The sequence below is a fragment of the Streptomyces canus genome, assembly GCF_001514145.1.
GTDB classification, from domain to species: domain Bacteria; phylum Actinomycetota; class Actinomycetes; order Streptomycetales; family Streptomycetaceae; genus Streptomyces; species Streptomyces canus.
The window spans coordinates 1-25,515 of the sequence record NZ_KQ948686.1 but is presented as its reverse complement, the minus strand read 5'-3'; the positions used below and the strand labels follow the sequence as shown (position 1 = coordinate 25,515).

21 protein-coding genes and 1 pseudogene are annotated in these 25,515 nt (G+C 70.3%); 15 read left to right on the top strand and 7 right to left on the bottom strand.

Features of this window, described 5'->3' with window-relative positions; all coding sequences use genetic code 11:
- The first annotated feature begins 22 nt into the window (after positions 1-22).
- The gene (locus AQJ46_RS48625) at positions 23-826 is read left to right on the top strand and encodes a hypothetical protein (protein ID WP_059211785.1); all 804 of its coding nucleotides are present in this window, start codon (positions 23-25) and stop codon (positions 824-826) included.
- Here the strand turns inward: AQJ46_RS48625 and AQJ46_RS48620 are convergent.
- Entirely contained in the window at positions 815-1,969 is a 1,155-nt protein-coding gene (locus AQJ46_RS48620) for an epoxide hydrolase family protein (RefSeq protein ID WP_059211784.1), read from the bottom strand. The genes AQJ46_RS48625 and AQJ46_RS48620 overlap by 12 nt on opposite strands.
- 62 nt (positions 1,970-2,031) lie before the next feature.
- Here AQJ46_RS48620 and AQJ46_RS53555 point away from each other — a divergent pair, with 62 nt between their 5' ends.
- Entirely contained in the window at positions 2,032-3,072 is a 1,041-nt protein-coding gene (locus tag AQJ46_RS53555) for a helix-turn-helix transcriptional regulator (protein ID WP_079072816.1), read from the top strand.
- Here AQJ46_RS53555 and ctaD read toward each other — a convergent pair.
- Positions 3,071-4,642, bottom strand: a pseudogene (gene ctaD, locus AQJ46_RS48610) (aa3-type cytochrome oxidase subunit I); the annotation flags it as partial. The gene AQJ46_RS53555 and the pseudogene ctaD sit on opposite strands and share 2 nt — an antisense overlap.
- A gap of 366 nt (positions 4,643-5,008) precedes the next feature.
- Between ctaD and AQJ46_RS48605 the strand changes: the two are divergent.
- Positions 5,009-5,224 (top strand): I78 family peptidase inhibitor, encoded by a 216-nt coding sequence (locus tag AQJ46_RS48605; RefSeq protein WP_057614479.1) that lies wholly within the window; start codon positions 5,009-5,011, stop codon positions 5,222-5,224.
- 97 nt (positions 5,225-5,321) lie between these two features.
- Here AQJ46_RS48605 and AQJ46_RS48600 read toward each other — a convergent pair whose 3' ends face one another.
- Positions 5,322-6,353 carry a phosphatase PAP2 family protein gene (locus tag AQJ46_RS48600; protein ID WP_057614478.1) on the bottom strand — a complete coding sequence of 344 codons (1,032 nt, stop codon included), beginning with the start codon at positions 6,351-6,353 and terminating at the stop codon, positions 5,322-5,324.
- A gap of 237 nt (positions 6,354-6,590) precedes the next feature.
- Positions 6,591-7,769, bottom strand: coding sequence for a mannosyltransferase family protein (locus tag AQJ46_RS48595; protein WP_059211781.1), 1,179 nt, complete (start codon positions 7,767-7,769; stop codon positions 6,591-6,593).
- Positions 7,770-8,029: 260 nt separating this feature from the next.
- Between AQJ46_RS48595 and AQJ46_RS48590 the strand changes: the two genes are divergently transcribed.
- Together AQJ46_RS48590 and AQJ46_RS48585 are read left to right on the top strand one after the other, a co-directional pair.
- Positions 8,030-9,631 (top strand): MFS transporter, encoded by a 1,602-nt coding sequence (locus AQJ46_RS48590; protein WP_059211780.1) that lies wholly within the window; start codon positions 8,030-8,032, stop codon positions 9,629-9,631.
- 99 nt (positions 9,632-9,730) lie between these two features.
- Positions 9,731-10,903: an acyl-CoA dehydrogenase family protein gene (locus AQJ46_RS48585; protein ID WP_059211779.1), complete on the top strand. Its 1,173-nt coding sequence runs from the start codon at positions 9,731-9,733 to the stop codon at positions 10,901-10,903.
- Positions 10,904-10,939: 36 nt separating this feature from the next.
- Here AQJ46_RS48585 and AQJ46_RS48580 read toward each other — a convergent pair whose 3' ends face one another.
- Positions 10,940-11,380, bottom strand: a complete 441-nt coding sequence (locus tag AQJ46_RS48580) for a cell division protein SepF (RefSeq protein WP_057614474.1) — start codon at positions 11,378-11,380, stop codon at positions 10,940-10,942.
- A 278-nt stretch (positions 11,381-11,658) separates the two neighbouring features.
- Entirely contained in the window at positions 11,659-12,585 is a 927-nt protein-coding gene (locus AQJ46_RS48575) for an ABC transporter substrate-binding protein (RefSeq protein ID WP_059211778.1), read from the bottom strand.
- A 429-nt stretch (positions 12,586-13,014) separates the two neighbouring features.
- Here AQJ46_RS48575 and AQJ46_RS48570 point away from each other — a divergent pair, with 429 nt between their 5' ends.
- The 7 genes from AQJ46_RS48570 to AQJ46_RS48540 all read left to right on the top strand — a co-directional run bounded on the left by AQJ46_RS48570 (position 13,015) and on the right by AQJ46_RS48540 (position 20,666).
- Positions 13,015-13,872: an amino acid ABC transporter permease gene (locus tag AQJ46_RS48570; RefSeq protein ID WP_059211777.1), complete on the top strand. Its 858-nt coding sequence runs from the start codon at positions 13,015-13,017 to the stop codon at positions 13,870-13,872.
- Positions 13,869-15,623 carry an FAD/NAD(P)-binding protein gene (locus AQJ46_RS48565; protein WP_059211776.1) on the top strand — a complete coding sequence of 585 codons (1,755 nt, stop codon included), beginning with the start codon at positions 13,869-13,871 and terminating at the stop codon, positions 15,621-15,623. Before AQJ46_RS48570 ends, AQJ46_RS48565 begins: the two co-directional genes overlap by 4 nt.
- Before the next feature lie 28 nt (positions 15,624-15,651).
- Positions 15,652-16,413 carry an amino acid ABC transporter ATP-binding protein gene (locus AQJ46_RS48560; RefSeq protein ID WP_059211775.1) on the top strand — a complete coding sequence of 254 codons (762 nt, stop codon included), beginning with the start codon at positions 15,652-15,654 and terminating at the stop codon, positions 16,411-16,413.
- A complete protein-coding gene (locus AQJ46_RS48555; RefSeq protein ID WP_059211774.1) occupies positions 16,413-17,474 on the top strand; it encodes an LLM class flavin-dependent oxidoreductase in 1,062 nt (353 codons plus the stop codon). Before AQJ46_RS48560 ends, AQJ46_RS48555 begins: the two co-directional genes overlap by 1 nt.
- Complete coding sequence (locus AQJ46_RS48550; protein ID WP_079072812.1) at positions 17,464-18,759, top strand: NtaA/DmoA family FMN-dependent monooxygenase; 1,296 nt, start codon at positions 17,464-17,466, stop codon at positions 18,757-18,759. The genes AQJ46_RS48555 and AQJ46_RS48550 overlap by 11 nt, the downstream gene beginning before the upstream one ends.
- A gap of 4 nt (positions 18,760-18,763) precedes the next feature.
- Positions 18,764-19,549: a DUF1684 domain-containing protein gene (locus tag AQJ46_RS48545; protein WP_059211772.1), complete on the top strand. Its 786-nt coding sequence runs from the start codon at positions 18,764-18,766 to the stop codon at positions 19,547-19,549.
- 208 nt (positions 19,550-19,757) lie between these two features.
- Positions 19,758-20,666, top strand: a complete 909-nt coding sequence (locus AQJ46_RS48540; RefSeq protein ID WP_059211771.1) for a S1 family peptidase — start codon at positions 19,758-19,760, stop codon at positions 20,664-20,666.
- 125 nt (positions 20,667-20,791) lie between these two features.
- On the opposite strand, the gene AQJ46_RS58105 is transcribed toward AQJ46_RS48540, so the two are convergent.
- A complete protein-coding gene (locus AQJ46_RS58105) occupies positions 20,792-20,944 on the bottom strand; it encodes an alpha/beta fold hydrolase (RefSeq protein ID WP_404828537.1) in 153 nt (50 codons plus the stop codon).
- Between the two features lie 201 nt (positions 20,945-21,145).
- On the opposite strand from AQJ46_RS58105, the gene AQJ46_RS48535 reads away from it, so the two are divergent.
- The 3 genes from AQJ46_RS48535 to AQJ46_RS48525 form a co-directional block, all read left to right on the top strand.
- The gene (locus AQJ46_RS48535; RefSeq protein ID WP_059211770.1) at positions 21,146-21,994 is read left to right on the top strand and encodes a slipin family protein; all 849 of its coding nucleotides are present in this window, start codon (positions 21,146-21,148) and stop codon (positions 21,992-21,994) included.
- Positions 21,995-22,228: 234 nt separating this feature from the next.
- Complete coding sequence (locus AQJ46_RS48530; protein WP_079072811.1) at positions 22,229-23,311, top strand: S1 family peptidase; 1,083 nt, start codon at positions 22,229-22,231, stop codon at positions 23,309-23,311.
- 214 nt (positions 23,312-23,525) lie between these two features.
- Positions 23,526-25,515, top strand: a 1,990-nt coding sequence (locus AQJ46_RS48525; protein ID WP_159064228.1) for a PHP domain-containing protein, incomplete at its 3' end; no start/stop codon positions are given.

The window sequence follows — 25,515 nt, the reverse complement described above, 5'->3', positions numbered from 1 at the left end:
CACCATGAATCACGGGAGCACCATGCCTGCCGGACGGGGCGCCACGCTGCGCGCGGACTGTGTCGCCGACTCCGCGGGCGGACTGACCTTCGACGTCACCGCCGGCGGGGCGAGCGGTACGGCCCATCTGGTGCTGCGCCGGCGCGACGGACAAGGGGAGGTCGGTCTGCCGCTGGCCCCGACCGGCGACGGAAAGCTGCGCGCCGCCCTGCCCAGCACCGTCGCCCTGCCCGAGGGCCGCTGGGACGCGTACGCGCGCGTGGCCGACGACGAGCCGCTGCGCCTCGCGCCCGGTGCCACCGACCTGCGCGCGCTCAGCGCCCGCACCCCGAGCGGCTCCCGCGGCCATGTCGCCGTCCGCATCCCCTACGCGACGCGGCAGGGCAACCTCACCGTCCGCAGCTGGCTGCGCGCCCCGCACGCCGAGGCGGGCGAGCTGCGCGTCGAGGGCGCCGGACTGACCGTACGGGGGCGGCTCTACGGCACCTGCTTCGCCCCCGACGCCTACGCCGAGGTGCGCCCCCGGCACTCCCCGGGTCCCGCCCGCCGCAGCGACGTCACCGCGGACGAGGCCCGGTTCGGCTTTGCGGTGACGTACGCGGCCCTCGGGCCCGGAGTCTGGGACCTGTGGCTCCGGCCGCACGGCGAGAGCGGGCCGCGGGTGCGGATCGCGCGGCTCCTCGACGACGTCGCCGACAAGAAGCCCGTGTTCACCTATCCACGCGCACGCGTACAGACGGCGTACGGCCCGGTGGAGGCCGGGCCGTACTACACGCGGGACAACGACCTGTCGGTGTCGGTCACCGCGTGCCGTTCACCGCAGTGAGCCGAAGAACTCCCTGACGTCACCGGCCAGCAGCTCGGGGACCTCCAGGGCCGCGAAGTGGCCGCCGCGGTCGAACTCCGTCCAGCGTACGAGGGAGTTGACCTGCTCGGCCCAGCGGCGGATCGCCACGTCCTCGCCGAAGTTGGCCACCGCGGTCGGCACTCCGGAGGCCGACGTCGGGAACCAGTCCGGGACATGGCTGTTCTCGTAGTACATGCGGGCCGCGGAACCGGCCGTGCCGGTCAGCCAGTACAGCATCACGTTGGTGAGCAGGGTGTCCCGGTCGATCGCGTCCTCCGGCAGCGTGGCCGACGAGTGCGTCCACGCCTGGAACTTCTCCATGATCCACGCCAGTTGGCCGACGGGTGAGTCGGTGAGGGCGTAGGAGAGGGTCTGCGGACGCGTCGACTGCAGGGCGTTGTAGCCGAAGCCGTCCGTGGTGAACTCGGCGATGCTCGCAAGGCTTTGCCGCTCCCGGTCGGTCAGCCCCTGCTGCGCCTCCTCGTCGACCGGGCCGAGCGGGATGAACCCGACCGAGGCGGCGTTCACATGGACACCGACCACGGACTCGGGAGCGACCCGGCCGAGCGCGGGGGAGATCAGCGCGCCCAGGTCGCCGCCCTGGGCGCCGAAGCGCTCGTAGCCGAGCCTGCGCATCAGCTCCGCCCACGCGCGGGCGACCCGGTTGACGTTCCAGCCCTTGTCGCGCGTCGGCCCGGAGAAGCCGAAGCCGGGGATGGACGGGATCACCAGATGGAAGTCCTCGCTCAGCGAGCCGATCACACCGAGGAACTCGACGATCGAACCCGGCCAGCCGTGCGTCAGGATCAGCGGGAGAGCGTCCGGCCGGGACGAGCGGACGTGCAGGAAGTGCACCTGGGCGCCGTCGATCCCGGTGACGAACTGCGGGAGCTCGTTGAGGGCGGCCTCGTGCTTGCGCCAGTCGTAGGCACCACGCCAGTACGCGGCGAGATCGCGGAGATACGGCAGGGAGGCGCCGTACTCCCAGCCCGCGTCCGGCAGCTCGTCCGGCCAGCGGGTGAGGTCCAGGCGGGTGTGCAGGTCGTCGAGCTGCGCCTGAGGGATGTCGATCCGGAAGGAGTGGATCTCACGGCTCTCTGTGGTCGCGCTGTTGTCTGCCATGACTCCAAGCTAGGAAGGCTTGCGGACAACAACTGTCCGCAATGGCTGGCAGACTCGATGTCATGTTGGAGACCTCGGCACGACTCCTGCGCCTGCTCTCGCTCCTGCAGGCCCACCGCGAATGGTCCGGCGCCGATCTGGCCGACCGCCTCGGCGTCACCTCGCGCACCGTGCGCCGGGACGTGGACCGGCTGCGGGAGCTGGGCTACCCCGTCAACGCCAGCCCGGGCACCGGTGGCGGCTACCAGCTGGGCGCGGGCGCCGAGCTGCCGCCGCTGCTCCTGGACGACGACGAGGCCGTCGCGGTCGCCGTCGGCCTGCGCACCGCCGCGGGGCAGGGCATCGAGGGGATCGGCGAGACCTCCGTACGGGCCCTCGCCAAGCTGGAGCAGGTCCTGCCGAGCCGGCTGCGCCGCCGGGTGGGCGCCCTGAACGCCTTCACCGTGCCCATGCTGCGCGGCCCCCAGCCCTCCGCCGTCGACCCTGGCGTCCTCACCGAGCTCGCCAACCTCTGCCGGGACGCCGAGCGGCTGCGCTTCGAGTACAGCGACCACGGCGGCGCCTCCAGCCGCCGTACCGTCGAACCGCACCGCCTGGTGTGCAGCGAGCGGCGCTGGTATCTGGTGGCCTGGGACGTCGACCGCGAGGACTGGCGGACCTTCCGGGCCGACCGGATCACCCCGAAGCCGCCGCACGGCCCCCGGTTCGCTCCGCGCACCCCGCCCGCCGAGGATCTCGCCGCGTACGTCTCGCGAGGCGTCTCCACGCGCGTGTACGCCTCACACGCGGTCGTGCGGCTGCTGGTGCCCAAGGAACAGGCCGCCGAGCGGATCTCGCCGAGTGCCGGGGTGCTGGAGGCGGAGGGGCCCGACAGCTGCCTCCTGCGCACCGGCGCCTCGAGTCTCGACGTGATGGTGATCCACGTGATGATGACGGGCTTCGAGTTCGAGGTGCTGGAGCCCGCCGAGCTGACCGAGGCGATCAGGACGGCTCACGACCGGCTTGCTCGCTCTTTGGCTCGGGCTGCGGAGCCAGGGCCGCGTACTCCGGATGGTGCAGGTCGAACGCCGGGGACTCGGAGCGGATCCGGGGCAGTGTCGTGAAGTTGTGCCGCGGCGGCGGGCAGGAGGTGGCCCACTCCAGGGAACGGCCGTAGCCCCAGGGGTCGTCGGTCTCCACCTTCACGCCGTACTTGGCGGTCTTCCAGACGTTGTAGAGGAACGGCAGCGTCGAGGCCCCCAGCAGGAACGCCCCGATCGTCGAGATCGTGTTGAGCGCGGTGAATCCGTCCGCGGCGAGATAGTCCGCGTACCGGCGGGGCATGCCCTCCGCGCCCAGCCAGTGCTGCACGAGGAACGTGGTGTGGAAGCCGACGAACAGCGTCCAGAACTGGATCTTGCCGAGCCGCTCGTCGAGCATCTTCCCGGTGAACTTCGGCCACCAGAAGTACAGCCCGCCGAAGATCGCGAAGACGACCGTGCCGAACACGACGTAATGGAAGTGCGCCACCACGAAGTAGCTGTCGGAGACGTGGAAGTCCAGCGGCGGCGACGCCAGGATCACCCCGGTCAGGCCGCCGAACAGGAACGTCACCAGGAAACCCGTCGCCCACAGCATCGGCGTCTCGAAGGACAGCGAGCCCTTGATCATGGTGCCGATCCAGTTGAAGAACTTCACGCCCGTCGGGACGGCGATGAGGAACGTCATGAACGAGAAGAACGGCAGCAGCACCGCGCCGGTGACGAACATGTGGTGCGCCCACACCACGATCGACAGACCGGTGATCGCCATCGTCGCGCCGATCAGCGTCAGATAGCCGAAGAGCGGCTTGCGGCTGAAGACCGGCAGGATCTCCGTGATGATGCCGAAGAACGGCAGCGCGATGATGTACACCTCGGGATGCCCGAAGAACCAGAACAGGTGCTGCCACAGCAACGCCCCGCCGTTGCCCGCCTCGAAGACCTGCGAGCCGAAGCGCCGGTCCGCCTCCAGGACCAGCAGCGCCGCCGCCAGCACCGGGAACGCCAGCAGGATCAGGATCGACGTGAACAGCGTGTTCCAGGTGAAGATCGGCATCCGGAACATGGTCATGCCGGGCGCGCGCATCCCGATGATCGTGGTGATGAAGTTGACCGCGCCCAGGATCGTGCCGAAGCCGGCCAGCGCGAGGCCCATGATCCACAGGTCGGGGCCGACGCCCGGGGAGTGCGCGTAGTTGTTCAGCGGCGCGTAGGCGAACCAGCCGAACGCGGCCGGACCCGACGGCACGAGCAGCGAACCCAGCACGATCAGGCCGCCGAACAGGAAGAACCAGTACGACAGCATGTTCAGCCGCGGGAAGGCCACGTCCGGGGCGCCGATCTGCAGCGGCATCAGCTCGTTGGCGAAGCCGGCGAAGCTCGGGGTCGCGAACAGCAGCAGCATGATCGTGCCGTGCATCGTGAACAACTGGTTGTACTGCTGGTTGTCCATGATCTGCAGTCCCGGCCGGGCGAGTTCGGCCCGCATCAGCAGCGCCATGACGCCGCCGACCAGGAAGAACACGAACGACGTGATCAGATAGAGGTGACCGATCTTCTTGTGGTCGGTGGTGGTCAACCAGTCGACGACCACGCGCCCGTGCCCCTTGGTCCGCACGGGTCCTGCCGTCGCGTGCACGGTCTGCGTCCCCATCGCTCGCCCCTTCGCTCGGCTCACGCCATGATGCTCGCGCGGTCGTGCGCGGCGACAGAGGGCGTAAGGGGGTTCTGTGCTGGAACCGTGTATTTCCTATGCGGTGTCAGCTTCCGCGGCCCTGTCCGGAATCGGTGGGCAAAGGGGCCCGGGCCGGTTCTCGGACAAGCCTTCTCACGGCTCATTCGGAAAAGTTGTACGACGCGCGGGAATTGCGTTCGAATACCTGCGAAAGAGTGAGGTGAACGCCCGTCCGTGTGACGCAGTGCGAGGGAAACGCGTGTCGTGATCCTGTGACAGAAGCGTGACAGGAGGCGTGCGGGAGCCGGACTTCCGCGGCCGCCGGGCAGGGCCTAGCGTGGCGGTATGGCACCCATTCCGACACCGCCCGCCGAACCCCAGGACAGCCCGGACACCTACGTCGGCCTCGACTCCGCCTCCGCCGAGCGGATCGCGCGTGAGCGGGGCTGGTCGACGGTCAGGTCACTGCCGCCGGGGGCGATCATCACGATGGAGTACCGCGCGGGCCGGCTGAACTTCGAGGTGAAGGACGGCCGCGTGGCGCGGGCCTGGAAGGGCTGAACCGCATGACGCAGGCCCCGGTTCCCTTGTGGAACCGGGGCCTGCGCCATGCGCGGGGTGGTGGTGCGTACCGGCCCCCGCCGTGTCCGGGGTGGGATCAGCCGCCGGTCACCGGCCGGGTGGCCGGTGTGGGCGTGCCGCGCACGATCCGGTCCGACTGCGGCGGGCGGCGGCTGCCGGTCGGGGTGACCGGGGTGCGCTCCGAGCGGGTGGTGTGCGGGCCCGGGGCCAGGTAGACGGGAGACCTGGGGGCGCGCGCCGGGGTGGTGGCCTCGCGGGCCGCCGTCTCGTTCTGTGGGGCCGTGAGCGGCTTGAGGCGGGCGGGCGCGGGCGCTGTGACGGGGGTGACCGGGGCCGGGGTCCGCGCGCCGCCGCGGGCCCGCCAGCGGTCGCGCAGGTCGAAGACGTAGGTCTCGGCGCGGGCGATCAGCGGCTCGAACCAGGGCAGCGCGAGCAGGATCAGCAGGCCGGCGACCCAGCCCAGCAGGACGTCGCTCAGCCAGTGCGTACCGAGGTAGACGGTGGCCATGCCGACGCCCAGGGAGGTCACCGCGGAGACGGCGGAGAGCCAGCGGCGGGCTCTCGGGGTGGAGGCCAGATACGCCAGGATCCCCCAGGTCACCACGGCGTTGGCGGTGTGGCCGCTGGGAAATATATCGCCGCCCAGGCCCATCTCGTTCGAGCCGATGACGGTCGCGTAGTGCGGTCCGAGTCTTCCCATGCCGTACTTGGCGGCGCCGACCGTGATGTTCAGCAGCAGCAGCGAGGCACCCAGGGTCAGCAGCGGGCGCACGGTGTGCTGCCGCCAGGAACGCCAGCCCAGCCAGGCCGCGACCATCACCGCGGTCGGGCCGCGCTGGCCCAGCACCACGTAGTAGTCGACGAACCAGTGGATGGACGCCCACTGCTGGTAGGGCCGGAAGAACATGACCTGCCAGTCGAGGCGGACCAGCCACGAGGTGGTCACCACGAGCCACACGATCGCCAGGTAGAAGGCCAGGGCGGCGATCACCAGGACGGTCCGGTGCCGGCTCGCGCTGGGCACGCTGAGGTGGGCCGGTCGTTCCGGCTCACGGTCCAGCCTGGTGAACACCCGGTCCAGACGGGTGAGGTTTCGTTCGGTACGCACCCAATCGACGTTACAGCGAGTGAGCTCTGTTCCCTGTCGAATCAGCGGCTTTGTGATGACGATGTGATGTGGGATTCCTCTCAGACGAGGGTTTATTTCCAGGGATTCCGCAATAGCGGCCGACCGCGTCCTTCAATTCCTTTGATCATTCCGGGTCGGGTTTATTGACCCTTATGAATTAGTTCACCGAATCATGGGGCGGAATTCTCCGGGCGCTCATCGACCCTCCGGAGCCGATCATGGCGGACCGGAGCCGTTCAGCCAGAAGGCGCCGTACAGGGCGGACGCGGTGGCGATCACCGCGATGACCCCGGCTGACCTGCGGGTCCTTGCGCGCGCGAGGGCCAGGGCGAGGGGGAGCAGCAGGGGGAAGGCGGGCATCAGCAGGCGCGGTTTCGAGCCGAAGTAGCTCGACGCGCACAGGGCGAGCGCCGTGACGGCCCCGGCGTACACCAGCAGGGGCAGCGGCTGGCCCTGCCGCACACAGGTGACGTACAGCCACACGACCAGCCCCACCCCGACGATCAGCCCCACGCCGGCGAGGGCCGACGGGAGCGACGTGAACTTGTCGGCGACAAAGCGGGCGAAGGCGTATCCGCCGTCGAATCCGTTGCGCCACCCCGCCTGCACGTCGAGATAGCCGAGCGGCCCTCTGCCGGTGCGGTGACCGACCCACAGGACGTAGGCGGCGGCACCGAGGGGGGCGAGGGCCATACCCGCGGCCCGCGCGGCTGTGGTCGCCCCGCGTGGTGCGATCCGCTCCGACCCGGACGGGGCGCGGTCCCGTCGGTCCCGCAGGAGGGCGGCGATTCCCGCCGCCCACACCGCCGCGACCACGGCGAGGCCCACCGGACGCGTCAGGCCGGCCAGGGAGGCCAGCAGGCCCGCCGTCAGCCAGCGGCCGGTCAGGAGGGCGTAGAGCGACCAGGCGGCCAGCGCGGTGAACAGGGACTCGCTGTACGCCATCGACTGGACGATTCCGACGGGCAGGACGGCCCACAGCAGGACCGCGCAGACGCCGGCCCGGCGGCCGTACACGTGATCCGTCACCGCGAAGACGCCCCAGGCCGCGAGCAAGGAGGCGAGCAGGGACACCACGAAGCCCGCGTCGGCGTACGACAGCGGCGTCACCCAGGACAGCAGCCGCTCCAGCCAGGGCAGGAGCGGGAAGAAGGCCAGGTTCGAGTGCACGTCGCCGTTCGGCAGCCGCACCTCGTAGCCGTAACCGAGTTCGGCGACCCTCGTGTACCAGAGGGCGTCCCAGCGGGCCGTCAGCAGCGTGTACGCGCTCTTGTCGCGCGCCGCGCTCCACAGGACCAGGGTGATGAGGCCCAGGGCGCGTACGGCCGCATAGCCGAGCAGCGCCGGGGCGGCTCGGCGCAGGGCCGGTTCGGCGCGCGTTCCAAGATCGGTCACGGGCCCGATTATCGACCGCGCGCCGGACCGGCAGGCCCGCCCGGGGTGGGGAACCGGAGAAGAACGTGGTGTACGCCACACATGTTCCGCGTGAAGTCTGAGAGGTCCGCCACTGGGCCGACGCGCGAACTCGCGTACGCTGACGTGGCACCCGCCGTTCGCTGCGCGGGCCGGAGACACACCGCTCCTCTCCGGCCGAGATCATGGGTCCCCACCCCATGTGCCCGCCGAACGCCAGGGAACATCTGGGAGGTACGTGCATGTCCGGGACGACCACGGCCGCCGCAGCGCTGCGCCGTCGGGCGGCCGGGGCCGGTGCAAACCGCTGGGTCGTCCTCGTCGTCCTCTGCGTGAGCCTGCTCCTGGTCGCCCTCGACGCGACCGTGCTGCACGTGGCGGTGCCCGCTGTCACCGAGGACCTCAAGCCCGGCGCGATAGAGCTGCTCTGGATCGTCGACGTCTATCCCCTCGTCTGCGCCTCGCTGCTGATCCTCTTCGGCACGCTCGGCGACCGCGTGGGCCGCAGAAGAGTCCTCCTCCTCGGCTACGGCCTGTTCGGCGTCGCCTCCGGTGTCGCCGCCCTCGCGGACACCGCACAGGTGCTGATCCTCGCGCGGGCGCTGCTCGGCGTCGGCGGCGCGATGATCATGCCCGCCACCCTCTCGATCCTTCGCCAGGTCTTCCCCGACCGGCGCGAGCGGGCGCTCGCGATCGGCATCTGGAGCGCGGTCGCCGCCGTCGGCGCGGCCGTCGGACCACTGCTCGGCGGCTTCCTCCTGGAGCACTTCTGGTGGGGGTCGGTCTTCCTCATCAACATCCCGCTGATGCTGGTCAGCCTGCCGGTGGGCCGCCTGCTGCTGCCCGAGTCGAAGGGCGCCACCAACGGCCCCTGGGACGTCGTCGGCGCACTGATGGCCGCCGCCGGGCTGTTCGGTCTCGTCCTCGGCGTGAAGCAGCTCGGCGCCGGGGAGCTCGACGCGTTCACCGCGGTACCGCTGGTCGTGGGCGCGGTCCTGCTCGTCCTGTTCGTACGGCGGCAGCGGCGGCTCACGCATCCCCTGGTGGACCTGCGGATGTTCGCCCGCCCGGCGTTCAGCACCTCGGTCGGCTGCATCGTCCTGGCGATGCTCGCCCTCGTCGGGCTCGAACTGATCGCGGCGCAGTACCTCCAACTGGTCCTCGACCTGTCCCCGCTGGAGACCGGTCTGCGGCTGCTGCCACTGACGATCGCCGCGATGGCGGCGGGGCTGGCCGGAGCGCGTCTGCTGCGGAGATTCGGGCCGCGCCGGATGGTCAGTGCCGGGTTCTGCCTGACGGCCGTGGCCGTACTGCTGCTGACCGCGATGGGCGACACGGACAACACGGGCCTGCTGCTGTTCGGGTTCGTCCTGCTCGGGTTCGGTCTGGAGACGACCCTTTTCGGGGCGTACGAGTCGATGCTCAGCGAGGCACCCCCGGAGCAGGCGGGCGGGGCGGCCGCGATCGGGGAGACCTCGTACCAACTCGGTGCGGGCATCGGCATAGCGCTGCTCGGCAGTGTGATGAACGCCGCGTACACGCCCGGCCTCTCCGGCGTGCCGGGCGTCCCGGAGGCGGCGTCCAAGTCGGCCGGGCACTCCCTGGGCGAGGCCTACGAGGTCGCCGGACACCTCGGTGGCCCCGCGGGCGTGGCCCTGCGCCGGGCCGCCCAGGACTCCTTCGTGCACGGGCTGCACGTGACCTTGCTGGTGAGTGCGGGGTTGTTGGTGCTGGGCGCGGTGATGGCGCTGCGGTTGCCGCGTGCGATGCAGTGCGGCGAGTCCCCGGCGGCGGTGGAGCTTCCGTCGCCGCGGGAGGTCGCGGAGACGCGCGTCTCTGCCTGACCGCCAGGCATCTGGACGTGCGGGACACCGCGTCGTAACGTCAGCCGCGAAGCGTAACTAGCGCTGCTAGTTTTGAGCTGGCTCCCGGAGGATGTGCTCATGGCCCCGTTCGACCCCGCCGACCCCCTCGGTATCGACGACCTGCTGGAGCCGGAGGACCTGGCGATCCGCGAGACCGTGCGGACCTGGGCCGCCGACCGTGTCCTGCCGTATGTCGCGGACTGGTACGAGAAGGGCGAGTTGCCGCAGATCAGGGAACTCGCCCGTGAGCTCGGGGAGATCGGCGCCCTCGGGATGTCCCTGAGCGGCTACGGGTGCGCGGGCGCCTCCGCCGTGCAGTACGGGCTCGCCTGTCTGGAGCTGGAGGCCGCCGACTCCGGGATCCGGTCCCTCGTCTCGGTGCAGGGTTCTCTCGCCATGTACGCCATCCACCGGTTCGGCAGCGAGGAGCAGAAGCAGACCTGGCTGCCGCGCATGGCCGCCGGTGAGGTCATCGGCTGCTTCGGGCTCACCGAACCCGATCACGGCTCCGACCCCGGATCCATGCGGACGTACGCCAAGAAGGACGGCACGGACTGGGTGCTGAACGGGCGCAAGATGTGGATCACCAACGGGTCGGTCGCCGGGGTCGCCGTCGTATGGGCGCAGACCGACGACGCGATCCGCGGCTTTGTGGTGCCGACCGACGCACCGGGCTTCTCGGCGCCCGAGATCAAGCACAAGTGGTCGCTGCGGGCCAGCGTCACCAGTGAGCTCGTCCTCGACGACGTACGGCTGCCCGCCGACGCGGTGCTGCCCGAGGTCGCCGGGCTCAAGGGGCCGCTCAGCTGTCTGTCGCACGCCCGGTACGGGATCGTGTGGGGGGCCATGGGGGCGGCGCGGTCGTGTTTCGAGACCGCCGTCGACTACGCGAAGACACGGGAGCAGTTCGGGCGGCCGATCGGGGGCTTCCAGCTCACGCAGGCCAAACTCGCCGACATGGCGGTGGAACTGCACAAGGGGATTCTGCTCGCCCACCATCTGGGGCGGCGCATGGACGCCGGCCGCCTGCGTCCCGAGCAGGTCAGCTTCGGCAAGCTCAACAACGTCCGCGAGGCGATCGAGATCTGCCGTACGGCGCGGACGATCCTCGGGGCCAACGGGATCTCCCTCGAATACCCCGTCATGCGGCACGCGACGAACCTCGAGTCGGTGCTGACGTACGAGGGCACCGTGGAGATGCATCAGCTGGTGCTGGGCAAGGCGCTCACCGGACTGGATGCCTTCCGGTAGACCCTGCGCGGGGCAGGGCCGGCGAGCGGCCCTGCCTCAGCTCTGGTTGAAGAAGCCGTCCGTGCGGTGCGCGGCCGGGTCGCCGTTCACGATCTCCGTGTTGGCGGGGGACAGCAGGAACACCCGGGTGGACACGCGCTCGATGGAACCGCGCAGTCCGAAGATCAGCCCGGCCGCGAAGTCGACGACGCGCTTGGCGTCGGAGGCCTCCATCGCGGTGAGGTTCATGATGACGGGCACGCCTTCACGGAAGAGTTCGCCGATGGCGCGGGCGTCCCGGAAGCTGTCCGGGGTCACCGTGCCGATCCGGCGGCCTTTCTCCTCGGCGACGTCCGAAGCCACCTTGACCCGCGGGTCGGTGACCCAGGCATCCCCGGGCTCGGTCCCTTCGGAGTATCCGTCGTCGTCGTAGTAACGCTCGTCATCGTTGTCGTCAACGAGGCCCAGCCAGGCACTCGCTTTGCGCACCGATCCCATGGACGCCTCCTCTCACAGCGGTCTCTCTTGCTTCTGTATCCCTATGGTCATCCATGATGCGGATCGCGCGCCAAGTGGATAGCCGCCGCGCGGGGGGTTTGTGACGGTACTGGTGCACAGCGAATACGTCGAGAGGCCGGGTGCCCCAAGGGTCGCATCCCATACGGCTGCTGACTGTGAGTGAAATATGATTCTTCACGGCGTACGGGTGAGGGCTGGGACGTACGGGTGAACGGGGTCGGCGACCCTCGGCTTTGACGAAGCCTCAGGTCAGAGCGCTACTTCAGCTCGGGTGGGGAGATGCGGGAGACGGTCGTCGCCGAGCCTTCGGTGCCCCATTTCTTGAGGATCCTGGAGTAGGTGCCGTTTTTGATGAGGTCATTCACCGCCGCCTGGAACGCCTTGGCCAGGGGCGTGCCCTTCTTGAAGGCGAAACCGACGTCCAGGCGGTGGTACTCGTTGAGGAACTTCACGCCCTGCTGGTGGGCCACCGCGTAACGCAGGCCGTTGATCGTGGACATCACGACGTCGCTGCGGCCCTGTTGGAGTGAGGACCAGATCGCGCCCTGCTCGTTGTAGGTCTGCACCTTGTAGGGCTTTTTGCAGAGGTGCCTGTTGTCCTCCAGCGTGGCTTCGAACGTCGTGCCCGCGCCGGTCGCCACGTTCAGGCCGCACAGCTGGGTCAGGTCGGTGACCTTGGTGAGCTTGCTGTCGCTGCGGGTGGCGAAGCCCTGGCCGTCGTTGATGTAGGTGACGAAGTCGATCGTCCTGCGGCGCTCGTCGGTCACGCCGAAGTTGCCGACGCCGAGGTCGTACTTGCCGCTGTCGAGGGCCGGCAGGATCGCCTCGAAGCTCGCCTGCTCGGTCTTCAGCCTGATGCCGAGGACCTTGGCGACCGCGTTCGCGAAGTCGATGTCCTGGCCGGCCAGGGTCTTGCCGTCGTCCAGGATCGAGGTGCCCGGCGGCTGACCGGAGACGCTGACGGCGAGGGTCAGGCTCGTGGTGCCGGACGGCAGCAGCCTGGCCGCCGCGTCGTTCTTCTTGACCGCGGAGACGACGTCGGTGGTGGGGATCGCGTCGGCCCGGGCCGACGCCGTGGCGGTGTCCTCCGCGCCCGAGCCGCACGCGGTCAGGAGCAGGGTGCCCGCGGTGATGAGGGCGAAGGGGATGAGCAGTCCGTTTCGGGCATGCGTGAGTGAGCGCACGGTGGGGCGGTCTCCTGGAAGCGAGGAACGCTGAGTGAGGGGAGGGCGCGTGTGAAGGCGGGAAGGATGCGCGAAGGCGAGGAAGGAGAACGCGAAAGGCGCCCTGAAAATCAGGGCGCGCAGTGGGTCAGCTCAACAGGAAGAGGACCACACGCGACCGAAGTCGATGTGGGAGCGCTTGACCAGCCACTGCTGTGGATGCATGGGGTAAGTGGAACAGGCATCCGGTTTGCCGTCAACCGACTTGAGACGTACGGCTCACAGTGTGGACAGCCTTGACAACGAGGGGAAACGCACCCGTAGTCTCGAAGGGCGGCCCTGCTGAGGGGCTAGGCCGCATCCGTGTGAAGGCAACCGTCCGAGTTCTACCGTCCCCCACTCTCGACTTCGTTCGAGCGGGTGGGGCCCCACTCGCCACGGAGCCCTCGCATGTCCTCCGACACCCTCGCCAAAGCCTCCTCCGCACCCGGCATACCGGAGTACGCGGATTCCCTGCCGATCGTCCCGCGTCGCCGTCTCGGCCAGTGGACGGCCGCCGTCGCCGTTCTCGTACTGCTCGGGCTCGCCGTCAACTCCGTGCTGCGCAACGACGCCTTCCAGTGGGACGTCGTCGCGGACTACTTCACCACCGACGCGGTGCTGCGCGGGCTGTGGCTCACGCTCTGGCTGACCGCGGTCGTGATGACGCTCGGCTTCGTGCTGGGCGCGCTGCTCGCGGCGGCCCGGCTGTCCGCCAACCCGGTGCTCAGAAGCGTCAGTTGGGGATACGTCTGGCTCTTCCGGTCGATCCCGATCCTGGTGCAGCTGCTGCTCTGGTTCAACATCGGGGCGCTGTACCCGCACATCCTCGGGGTGCGGACGGTCGACCTGCTCGGCCCGGTCACCGTCGCGGTCATCGGCCTGACCCTGCACGAGGCCGCCTACGCCGCCGAGGTCGTGCGCGGCGGGATCCTCTCCGTCGACCGCGGACAGATCGAGGCCGCCCAGGCGCTCGGGCTCAGCCGGTGGCGGCGCTGGTGGCGGATCGTGCTGCCGCAGGCGATGCGCTCCATCGTGCCCCCGGCCGGGAACATGCTGATCGGCACCCTCAAGGGCACCTCCATCGTCAGCGTGATCGCCGTGCAGGACCTGCTCTACTCCGTGCAGCTCGTCTACCACCGCACCTACCAGGTCATACCCCTGCTGATGGTCGCCACCGTCTGGTACACCGTCGTCACCTCGGTGCTCGGCGTCGGCCAGCACTACCTGGAGAAGCACTACGCCCGAGGCTCGGAGCGCACCCGATGAGGCACTCGCTGGTGATCGTCGGAGCCGGGCCGCGGGGGACCGGTCTGATCGAGCGGATCGCCGCCAACGCGCCCGAACTCTACGACGGAAGCGGCCTCGACCTGCACCTGGTGGATCCGCACCCGCCCGGCGCCGGACGCATCTGGCGCGAGGCGCAGTCGCCCCTGCTGTGGATGAACTCGCACGCCGAGGACGTCACCATGTTCACCGACGAGACCGTGGACATGGCCGGACCCGTGCGCCCCGGCCCCACGCTGCACGAGTGGGCCGGCATCGACGGCCGTACCTTCGCGGACCGGCAACTCCAGGGCGCGTATCTGCGCTGGGTGCACGAGCAGGCGGTGGCCGCGCTGCCGGAGGGCGTCGTCGTCCACCACCACCCGAGGCGTGCCGTACGGGTCAGTGGCCCGCGCGAGGGCCGGCAGCAGGTCTGGCTGGAGGGCCGGCCGCGTCCGCTCCTCGCCGACCTCGTCGTCCTGGCCCTCGGCCATCTGGACGCCGAACTGGACGACGAGCAGAGCGCGTTGGCCGCGTACGCCGAGGAGCACGGTCTCGTCCACCTGCCACCGGACTTCACCGCCGACAGCGACCTGTCCGCACTCGCGCCCGGCGAACCGGTCCTGGTCCGCGGATTCGGGCTCGCCTTCGTCGACCTGATGGCGCTGCTGACCGAGGGCCGGGGCGGGCGCTACGACGGGGACACCTACGTTCCGTCCGGGCGCGAGCCGGTCCTCTACGTCGGATCGCGGCGAGGAGTGCCGTACCACTCGAAGATCGGCTACGACTGGACCGGTGAGCGGCCGCCGCTGCCCCGCTTCCTGGGGCCCGCCGAGATCGACGGGCTGCTCGCCCGGCCGGAGGGCTTCGACTTCGGGCGGGACGTGTGGCCGCTGGTGGTGAAGGAGCTCGGATTCGCGCACTACCACCGGCTGTTCACCGTGCATCCGGAGCGGACCGCGATGTCCTGGACCGACTTCGAGGAGAAGTACGCGGCCGGGAGCGAGACGGACGTCCAGGCTCTCGTCGCCTCCGCCGTGCCCGACCCCCGTGACCGGCTCGACCTCGCGGCCCTCGACCGGCCGCTGGAGGGGGTGCGGTACGCGACACACGAGGAGTTCCAGGAAGGGCTGCGGGAGTATGTCGAGGCCGACCTGAACCGCCGTCATGACCCCGCACACAGCCCGGACCTGGCAGTCTTCCTCGGGCTGCTCTCCGTCTACGGGCAGCTGGTCCGGCTCGGGGACATCGGCGGACGGTGGCACGGGTTCTTCAGCTATCTGGCCTCCGGGCCGCCCGGACCCCGGCTGCGGCAACTGCTCGCGCTGTCCCGGGCCGGAGTGCTCAGGTTCGTCGGGGCGGACATGGAAGTCCGCGCCGAGGACGGGGTGTTCCGGGCGTCGAGCCCCACCGTGCCGGACCACTCGGTCCGGGCACGGGCGCTGGTCGAGGCGCGGCTGCCCGAGCCGACGGTCCGGCGGGCCCTCGATCCGCTGCTGCGCGAGCTGCACGCCGAGGGGCTCGCCGAGACCCCGGACGGGCTGCTGCGTGTGGACCGTGCCGACGGGCGGGTCCTGGACCGGTCCGGACGGCCCCACCCACGACGCTTCGCGCTCGGGCCGCACACCGACGGCCGTACTCCCGGCGCCTTCACCCGGCCGCGCACCGGCGGGCCCGCGTTCCGGCAGAACGACGCGACCGCGCGGGCCGCGCTGCTGTTCCTTTGCGCGCTCGCCGGTCGTACGGCCGCCTAAGTCACCTGGAAAGCAGGGAAGTTCAGCGATGAGTGTCATGGTCGACATCAGGTCCGTCCACAAGAGCTTCGGGTCACTGGAGGTGCTCAAGGGCATCGACCTCGCCGTGCACACCGGCGAGGTCACCGTGATCCTCGGCCCGTCCGGCTCCGGCAAGTCGACGCTGCTGCGCACCGTCAACCACCTGGAGAAGGTGGACCGGGGCACGATCAGCGTGGACGGGGCGCTGGTCGGATACCGGCGCTCCGGCGACAAGCTGTACGAGCTGCCCGAGCGCGAGGTGCTCAGACAGCGCACGCGGATCGGCTTCGTCTTCCAGAACTTCAACCTGTTCCCGCATCTGACCGTGCTGGACAACGTCGTCGAGGCCCCGGTCTCCGCGCTGAAGCGGCCGCGCAGGGAGGCCGTCGAGGCGGCACGGCGGCTCCTCGACCGGGTGGGGCTCGCCGACAAGGCGGACGCACATCCCCGGCAGCTCTCCGGCGGGCAGCAGCAACGGGTCGCGATCGCACGGGCGTTGGCGCTGGAACCCCGGCTTCTGCTGTTCGACGAACCGACCTCCGCGCTCGACCCCGAACTGGTCGGCGAAGTCCTCGACGTCATCAAGGACCTGGCCCGCCAGGGCACCACGATGATCGTCGTCACCCACGAGATCGGCTTCGCCCGTGAGGTCGCCGACACCGTCGTGTTCATGGACGACGGACGCATCGTCGAACAGGGTCCGCCGGCCGACGTGCTGGACGCCCCGCAGCACGAACGCACGCGGTCCTTCCTCTCGAAGGTGCTGTGATGCTGCATCTGTCCGCCGCTGTCGACCAGCCGTCCGCCTATGACGCCGCCTCCTACCTCACCCTCGTCCGGCTCGCCGAGCGCGGCGGGCTCGACTTCGTGACGCTCGAGGACAGCTTCGCCCGGCCAGGTCCCGACGCGCTCGCCGTGCTGGCCCGCCTCGCGCCCGCCACCAGCCGGATCGGCCTGGTGCCCACCGTCACGACCACGCACACCGAGCCCTTCCACGTCCAGGCCGCCGTCGCCACCCTCGACTGGGTCAGCCGGGGCCGGGCCGGCTGGCGGATCGACGTGTCGAGCACCGAGGGCGAGGCCCGTCTCTTCGGCCGCCGACAGGCGGCTCCGCCCGACGCCCTGTGGCAGGAGGCGGGTGAAGCCGCGGACGTGGCCGCGATGTTGTGGGACAGCTGGGAGGACGACGCCGAGATCCGGGACGTGCCGACCGGCCGCTTCATCGACCGGGACAAGCTGCACCACGTCGACTTCCGCGGCACGTCCTTCTCCGTCAAGGGCCCTTCGATCGTGCCGCGGCCCCCACAGGGCCACCCGGTCCGCGTGGTCGACGCCACCGACGGTGCCGCCCGCGGGACCGCCGCCCGGTACGCCGACGTGGCTCTCGTCCGCGCCGCGAGTGCCCCGCAGGCCGCCGCCGTACGGGAGCAACTCCGTTCCATGGCAGCGGATTTCGGGCGTCACCCCGACCAGCTGCGGGTCCTCGCCGGTCTCCTCGTCGACCTCGGTGACGGCGAGCACGCGGCCGAGCCGGGGCACGGTGGGGGCGGTCCCCGGCAGACCCCGCAGGGGCCGCTCTACCGCGGCGGCCCCGTCGACCTAGCCGAACTGATCGCCACCTGGCACGGCGAGGGCATCGTCGACGGTTTCCACCTCACGCCCGTCGAACCACTGCGCGACCTGGAACGGCTCGTCAACGGCACGGTGGCACTGCTCCAGCACCGCGGACTGTTCCGCACCTTCTACCCAGGCAGTTCGCTCAGGGAGCACCTGGGCCTCGCCAGGCCCGCCAACCAGTACGCCACCACGGGAGTGCGTCATGAGCCGTAGGCGGATGCATCTGGCCGCGCACTTCCCGGGCGTCAACAACACCACCGTCTGGGCCGATCCGGAGTCGAGATCCCAGATCGAGTTCTCCTCCTTCGAGCACCTGGCCCGCACCGCCGAACGCGGACTGTTCGACTTCTTCTTCCTCGCCGAGGGGCTGCGGCTGCGCGAACACAAGGGCCGGATCCATGACCTGGACGTCGTCGGACGCCCCGAGTCGATCACCGTGCTCAGCGCGCTGGCCGGCGTCACCGAACACCTCGGGCTCGCGGCCACGGTCAACACGACCTTCAACGAGCCGTTCGAACTCGCCCGCAGGTTCGCGACCCTGGACCACTTGAGCGGGGGCCGGGCCGCCTGGAACGTGGTGACCTCCTCCGACGCCTTCACGGGAGAGAACTTCCGGCGCGGCGGCTTCCTCGACCGAGCCGACCGCTATACACGCGCTGCCGAATTCCTGGAGGCGGCCAGGGAGTTGTGGGGCTCCTGGACACCGGACGGGGTCACGCGGCCGTTCGCGCACCGCGGGCGGCACTTCGACATCGCGGGCGAGTTCACCGTGCCCCGCCCGCCGCAGGGGAACCCGGTCGTCATCCAGGCCGGGGACTCCGACGAGGGACGGGAGTTCGCCGCCTCCGCCGCCGACGTGGTCTTCGCACGGCACAGTTCGCTGGAGGAGGGCCGGGCCTTCTACGCCGATGTGAAGCGCCGCCTCGCCAAGTACGGCCGTATGCCCGGCGACCTGAAGATCATGCCCGGGATCGGCGTCGTGCTCGGCGACACCGCCGCCGAGGCCCAGGAGAAGGCCGCCGAGATCCGACGGCAGCAGACCTCCCCGCAGACGGCGCTCCTCACCCTGGAGCAGATCTGGGGCGTCGACCTGTCCTCCTACGACCCGGACGGGCCGCTGCCCGACATCGATCCGGTGGTCGATCCGGCCCTCACCCAGGGGCGCACCCGGCGCGGTGACACGGTCGCGATCGCCGAGAAGTGGGCTGCTCTGTCCCGCGAGAAGGGCCTGTCGATCCGGCAGACCGTGATCGAGGCGGGCGGCCGGCAGCTCCTCATCGGCACCCCGGACGCGGTGGCCACCGAGCTCGACGAGTTCGTGCAGCGCGAGGCCGCCGACGGCTTCGTCCTCGTACCCCATCTCACCCCGGGCGGCCTCGACGAGTTCGTCGACGACGTGGTCCCGCGGCTCCAGGAGCGCGGCGCGTTCCGCACCGCATACCGGGGCACCACCCTGCGCTCACACCTAGGGCTCCCCGACCCCGTACGGAAAGGCTGATCACATGACCACCGACGCGTCCGACGCCTGGAAGCTGTGGCACGAGCACCGCGTCGAAGCGGTGTCCGAGCCCTATGGCCCACTCGCGCTCATCGGCACCTACTGGCTGGAGGACCATCCGGACGGCCGGCTCCCGGGCCTCCCCGGCACCTGGGCTCTCGCGGACAACGGCGTGACGCTGACCGCGACCGGGGCGGACGGCCTGACCGTCGACGGGCGGCCCTTCGACGGCGAGGTACGGCTGAGCGCCGACCTCGGTCCGACCGAGGCCGCACGGGTGGCGTACGGCGAGCGCAGGCTGGTCGTGCTGGTGCGCGAAGGCGTATGGGGCGTAAGGGACTTCGACCCCGCCGCCCCGTCCCGGCGGGTGTTCCGCGGCATCGGGGCCACACCGTACGATCCGCGCTGGTCGGTGCCGGGGCGCTTCACGCCGTACGACGCGCGGCGGACCGTGCGCGTGCCGAACGCGGACGGGGCCGAGCGCGGGCTCGGGCTCGGCGGCGAAGTGACGTTCGTGCTCGACGGACAGGAGCTGACGCTGAAGGCCGCGGTCCGGGACGACGGCTCGCTGTGGGTGGTTTTCGGCGATACGACGAGCGGGGACGGCAGCTACCGGTTCCGGTTCCTGTACCCCTCCGCGCCGGACGCCGAAGGCCGTACGACGGTCGACTTCAACCGGGCGCTGCTGCCGCCCTGCGCCTTCGCCGACCACTTCATCTGCCCGTTCCCGCCGCCGGGGAACACCCTGGGCGTCGCCGTCGCCGCGGGGGAGCGCAACCCGGCCCGGTGAGCGGCCGGTTCACCCGGACCGCAAAGGTACTTCAAAGCTTGACGGCCGAAAGGCGCCCTTGCGCCTACCGTCCGTTCGGCCGAATACTCCCCCTCAGCGCTTGTCAGGGGCACGGCGTGTTCGAAATCCGGACGGCCGGGCTGCTGACTGCGCCTCACGGGCCCCGACCCCACGCGGGCCCCCGACTTCCCCTGGGAGGGAACGAAACGTGAGGATCAAGCGCACCACCCCCCGCAGTGGCATTGCGAGACGGACCCGGCTGATCGCCGGTACCACCGGCCTCGTGGCCGCGGCCGCCATCGCGGTCCCCAGCGCGAACGCGACCGCTGCGACCCCGTTCAGCACCGCCGAACTCAAGAGCGCCAGCAGCTCGGTACTCAAGGCCGACATCCCGGGCACCGCCTGGGCCGTCGACAGCAAGACCAACCGTGTGGTCGTCACCGTCGACAGCACGGTCTCGCAGGCGGAGATCTCCAAGATCAAGGAGCAGGCGGGCAGCAACGCCGACGCGCTCACGATCAAGCGGACTCCGGGCAAGTTCAACAAGCTGATCTCCGGCGGCGACGCCATCTATGCGAGTAGCTGGCGCTGCTCCCTCGGCTTCAACGTCCGCAGCGGCAGCACCTACTACTTCCTGACCGCCGGTCACTGCACCGACGGCGCGGGCACCTGGTGGTCGAACTCCGGGCACACGACCACGCTCGGTTCGACGGCCGGGTCCAGCTTCCCGACCAACGACTACGGCATCGTCCGCTACTCGTCCAGCTACCCGACGTCGTCGATCTCCGGCACCGTCGGCAGCGTCGACATCACCAGCGCGGCCACCCCGAGCGTGGGCACCACGGTCAACCGCCGCGGCTCCACCACCGGCATCCACAGCGGGCGGGTCACCGCGCTCAACGCGACCGTCAACTACGGCGGCGGTGACGTCGTCTACGGCATGATCCAGACCACGGTCTGCGCCGAGCCCGGCGACTCCGGCGGCCCGCTGTACGGCAGCAACGGCGTCGCCTACGGTCTGACCTCCGGCGGCAGCGGCAACTGCTCCTCCGGCGGCACGACCTTCTTCCAGCCGGTCACCGAGGCCCTGAGCGCTTACGGCGTCAGCGTCTTCTAGGCCCGCAACGGCACGCATCGCAGCCGGCACCCGGTGGACCCCCGTACGCATCTGCCGTACGGGGGTTCGCCGTGATCATGACGTGGTCTGGTGCGGTGGTGGGGTGGTGCGCAGAGCCAGTCCGGTCAGGGGTGCGGGGCACCGCTGGAGTGGCCGAGCACCGAGAAGCGGCCGAGTCCGAGGGCGCCGGCCGGCTCCGCCACGTCCCGGGCGGCGTCGGCCCCACGGCGGCCTGGCAGACGGTCCGAATCGCCGTAGCCGGGGCGGTCGTAGGCGATGAACCGGATGTGCGGGTGCGCGGCGACGGCTTCCCGGGGGCGACGCCGTGGGGTCCGGGTGGCCGTACTTCGTCAGCCGGCGGCCGTCCTGTGTCCTGATGCCGTGGACCACCTGTGTCCTCCGTCTCCCCTTCGTGTACACAGCGGAGTTACCGTCGAAGGGCACACCTTGAGCGCCTGGTTCGGACCCTGGGGGTCGCGATGGTCGAGGAGCTGGTGGCGGCGGGCGTGACGCTCGTGTCCGCCGGAGCGGTGTACGTGATGGCGGCCGCGCGGGTCGTCAAGCAGTACGAACGGGGCGTGGTCTTCCGCCTCGGAAAGCTCCGGCCGGAAGTGCGCGGGCCGGGGTTCACGATGATCGTTCCGGGCGTGGACAAGCTCCGGAAGGTCAACATGCAGATCGTGACCATGCCGGTGCCCGGGCAGGAGGGCATCACCCGGGACAACGTCACGGTGCGGGTGGACGCCGTCGTCTACTTCAAGGTGACCTCGCCGGCCGAGGCGGTCGTGCGGGTCGAGGACTACCGGTTCGCGGTCGCGCAGATGGCGCAGACCTCGCTGCGGTCGATCATCGGCAAGAGCGAGCTGGACGATCTGCTGTCCAACCGCGAAAAGCTCAACCAGGGGCTGGAGTTGATGATCGACAGCCCGGCGGTGGAGTGGGGGGTCACGATCGACCGGGTCGAGATCAAGGACGTCTCGCTGCCCGAGACCATGAAGCGGTCCATGGCCCGGCAGGCGGAGGCCGACCGGGAGCGGCGGGCACGGGTCATCAACGCGGACGCGGAGCTCCAGGCGTCGAAGAAGCTGGCCGAGGCGGCCAAGGAGATGTCCGAGCAGCCTGCCGCGCTGCAACTGCGGTTGCTGCAGACGGTGGTGGCGGTGGCGGCGGAGAAGAACTCGACGCTGGTGCTGCCGTTTCCCGTCGAGCTGCTGCGGTTCCTGGAGAGGGCGGCGCCAACACCACAGCAACCGCTGCAGGAGCAACGTCCGTCACTGGAGCCCCGGCTGGATCCGGATCCTGGAGGGGCGAATTCAGGACAGGACTAGACCTCACGGGCTGATGGGGTGTTACTCGCTCGTAGTGTTTGCAGCGTGAATGGCCTGGGGTGACCGTGGACTGTCAAAAAATGCGGGGGCGCGCAACCGCGTTCTACGCGCGTCCGGAAGTCACCCTTGTGCGCTCCCTGCGGGGTTCGGAAGAGTAAGGGCTCGTCAACCCAGCCTTCCGGCCCGTGAGATCCCCACATTCTCCCGGGCCGACCCCCCACAGGAGGACGCGAGTTGAAGCATCGACGCATACCCAGGCGCCGGATCGCCGTGGCAGGTGCGGGCATCACCGCGCTGGTCGCGGCGGGAGTCACCTTGCAGACTGCGAACGCCAGCGAGACGCCGGCCACGCCCGAAGTCAAGACCCTCTCGGCCCTCGCGGCCGGAAAGCTCGCCTCGACGCTCGGGGCGGATCTCGGCGCGGATGCGGCCGGGACGTTCTACGACGCGAAGACCAAGAGTCTCGTGGTGAACGTGCTCGACGAGGACGCGGCAAGGACCGTGTCGGCGGCCGGAGCCTCGGCGAGAATCGTCTCGAACTCCCTCGCCGAGCTGAAGAGCGCGCGTACGACGCTGGCCGGCGACGCGGCCGTCCCGGGAACGTCCTGGGTGACCGACCCCACGACCAACAAGGTCGTCGTCACCGCCGACCGTACGGTCTCCGCCGCCGAGTGGGCCAAGCTCACGAAGGTGGTCGACGGACTGGGCTCGGTGGCCGAACTCCAGCGCACAAAGGGGGAGTTCAAGCCCTTCATCGCGGGTGGTGACGCGATCAGCGGTTCCGGTGGGCGGTGCTCGCTGGGGTTCAACGTGGTCAAGGGCGGGGAGCCGTTCTTCCTCACCGCCGGGCACTGCACCGAGGCGATTTCGACATGGTCGGACTCGAGCGGCAACGAGATCGGCGCCAACTCGCTGTCCAGCTTCCCGGACAACGACTACGGGCTGGTGAAGTACACGGCTGAGGTCGATCACCCCAGTGAGGTGAACCTCTACAACGGGTCCGCGCAGGCGATCACGGGTGCGGCGGCCGCGACCGTCGGTCAGTCGGTGACGCGCAGCGGCTCCACGACCCAGGTGCACTCCGGCAAGGTCACCGGGCTGGACGCGACGGTGAACTACGGCAACGGCGACATCGTGAACGGGTTGATCCAGACCGATGTGTGCGCGGAGCCCGGGGACAGTGGAGGGTCGCTGTTCTCGGGGAACAGCGCGATCGGGCTGACGTCCGGTGGCAGTGGTGACTGCACCTCCGGCGGGGAGACGTTCTTCCAGCCGGTGACGGAGGCGTTGTCGGCGACCGGGACGTCGATCGGCTGACGGTCGGTTCGGTGGTGCGTGGAGTCCCGTCCCCTCTGTGGGGGCGGGACTTTCGCGTTTCGCGGTGGCCGCGACATCAAACGCCACAATCGGGTCCGAACAGCCGTTTCCGCAGGTGAGAGGCGACTCGATCGGCGTCGTACATACGTTCGGTTTTTGGTCTATGGTGGAGGTGAGGCGATAGGGAACTGATGTTCGACAGCGGGAGGTGTGGATGCCTGGCTTCACTCATCTGCACACCGTCTCCGGGTTCTCCCTGCGCTACGGCGCCTCGCACCCGGAGCGCCTCGCCGAGCGCGCCTCCGAGCGGGGGATGGACGCCCTCGCCCTCACCGACCGCGACACCCTCGCGGGTACGGTCCGGTTCGCCAAGGCCTGCGCGAAGGCGGGGGTGCGGCCGTTGTTCGGGGTGGGGCTGGCCGTGGAGGAGGCCGAGCCCGTAGGGCAGGAGCGGCGCCGTGCTCCCGTGCGCGGAGGTGCCTTCGTCGACGAGTCGGCCCCCCGTGTCACCTTTCTCGCCCGGGACGGCGCCCGCGGCTGGGCCGACCTGTGCCGGCTCGTCACGGTGGCGCACTCCGACAAGGGTGAGCGGGGCACGCCGCTGCTGACCCGGGCCGAGAACCGGGGGGACGGGCTGACCGTGCTGCTCGGGCCCGCCTCCGATGTCGGCCGGGCCCTCGCCGCCGGCCGTCCCGACCGGGCCGCCCGGCTGCTTGTTCCCTGGCGGGAGACCTATGGCGACGCCCTGCGGCTCGAAGCCGTCTGGCACGGGCGGAAGGGCACCGGACCGGGCTCCCTGCGGCTGGCCGCCCGTACGGTCGGCTTCGCCGCCGAGCAGCGGATCCGCCCCGTCCTCAGCAATGCCGTACGGTACGCCGACGCCGGCCTCGGCCCGGTCGCCGACGTCCTGGACTCCGCCCGCCGCCTTGTCCCCGTCGGCGCCGTCAAGGAACTGGACTCCGGCGAGGCCTGGCTCAAGGACGCGGGGTCCATGCTGGCGGCCGCCGAACGGATCGTCGAGGCCGCGGGTTTCCGGCGCGACACCGCCCACCGGCTGCTGGAGCAGACACAGGCCACGGCCGCCGAGTGCCTGGTCGATCCCGAGGACGACCTCGGGATCGGCACCGTCCACTTCCCCGAGCCGCACCTCGTCGGCGCGGGCCGCCGCACCGCCCAGCGGGCACTGGCCTCGAGGGCGGCGGCCGGGATGGTGCTGAAGGGGTACGCGGGCAGGCCCGCGTACTGGGAGCGGATGCACGAGGAACTGGACATCATCGCCCACCACGGATTCGCCTCCTACTTCCTGACGGTCGCTCAAGTGGTCGATGACGTACGGGACATGGGTATCCGGGTCGCCGCACGTGGCTCCGGCGCCGGTTCCCTGGTCAATCACCTTCTAGGGATCGCCCACGCCGATCCCGTCGAGCACGGGCTGCTGATGGAGCGGTTCCTGTCCACGCGGCGGCTCGTTCTGCCCGACATCGACATCGATGTGGAGTCCGCGCGCCGCCTCGAGGTCTACCGGGCGATCATCGGGCGGTTCGGGACCGAGCGGGTCGCCACCGTCGCGATGCCGGAGACGTACCGGGTGCGGCACGCGATCCGGGACGTGGGGGCGGCCCTGTCCATGGACCCCGCCGACATCGACCGCATCGCCAAGTCCTTCCCGCACATCCGGGCGCGTGACGCCCGCGCGGCCCTGGAAGAACTGCCCGAACTCAAGGCGCTGGCCGGGGAGTTCCGGCGGGAAGGGGCGCGGTACGGGCGGCTGTGGGAGCTGGTCGAGGCCCTCGACGCTCTTCCCCGGGGGATCGCCATGCATCCGTGCGGGGTGCTGCTCTCCGACGCGACCCTGCTCCGCCGTACACCGGTCATGCCGACCAGCGGCGAGGGGTTTCCCATGTCGCAGTTCGACAAGGAGGACGTCGAGGATCTCGGGCTGCTCAAGCTCGATGTGCTGGGCGTGCGGATGCAGTCGGCGATGGCGCACGCTGTCGCGGAGGTGGAGCGGGCCACGGGGGAGCGGATCGACCTGGACGCCGTACCGCCGGGTGACCCGGCGACGTACCAACTCATCCGGTCCACCGAGACGTTGGGCTGCTTCCAGATCGAGTCGCCGGGGCAGCGGGACCTGGTCGGGCGGTTGCAGCCGGCCACCTTCCACGATCTCGTCGTCGACATCTCGCTCTTCCGGCCCGGTCCTA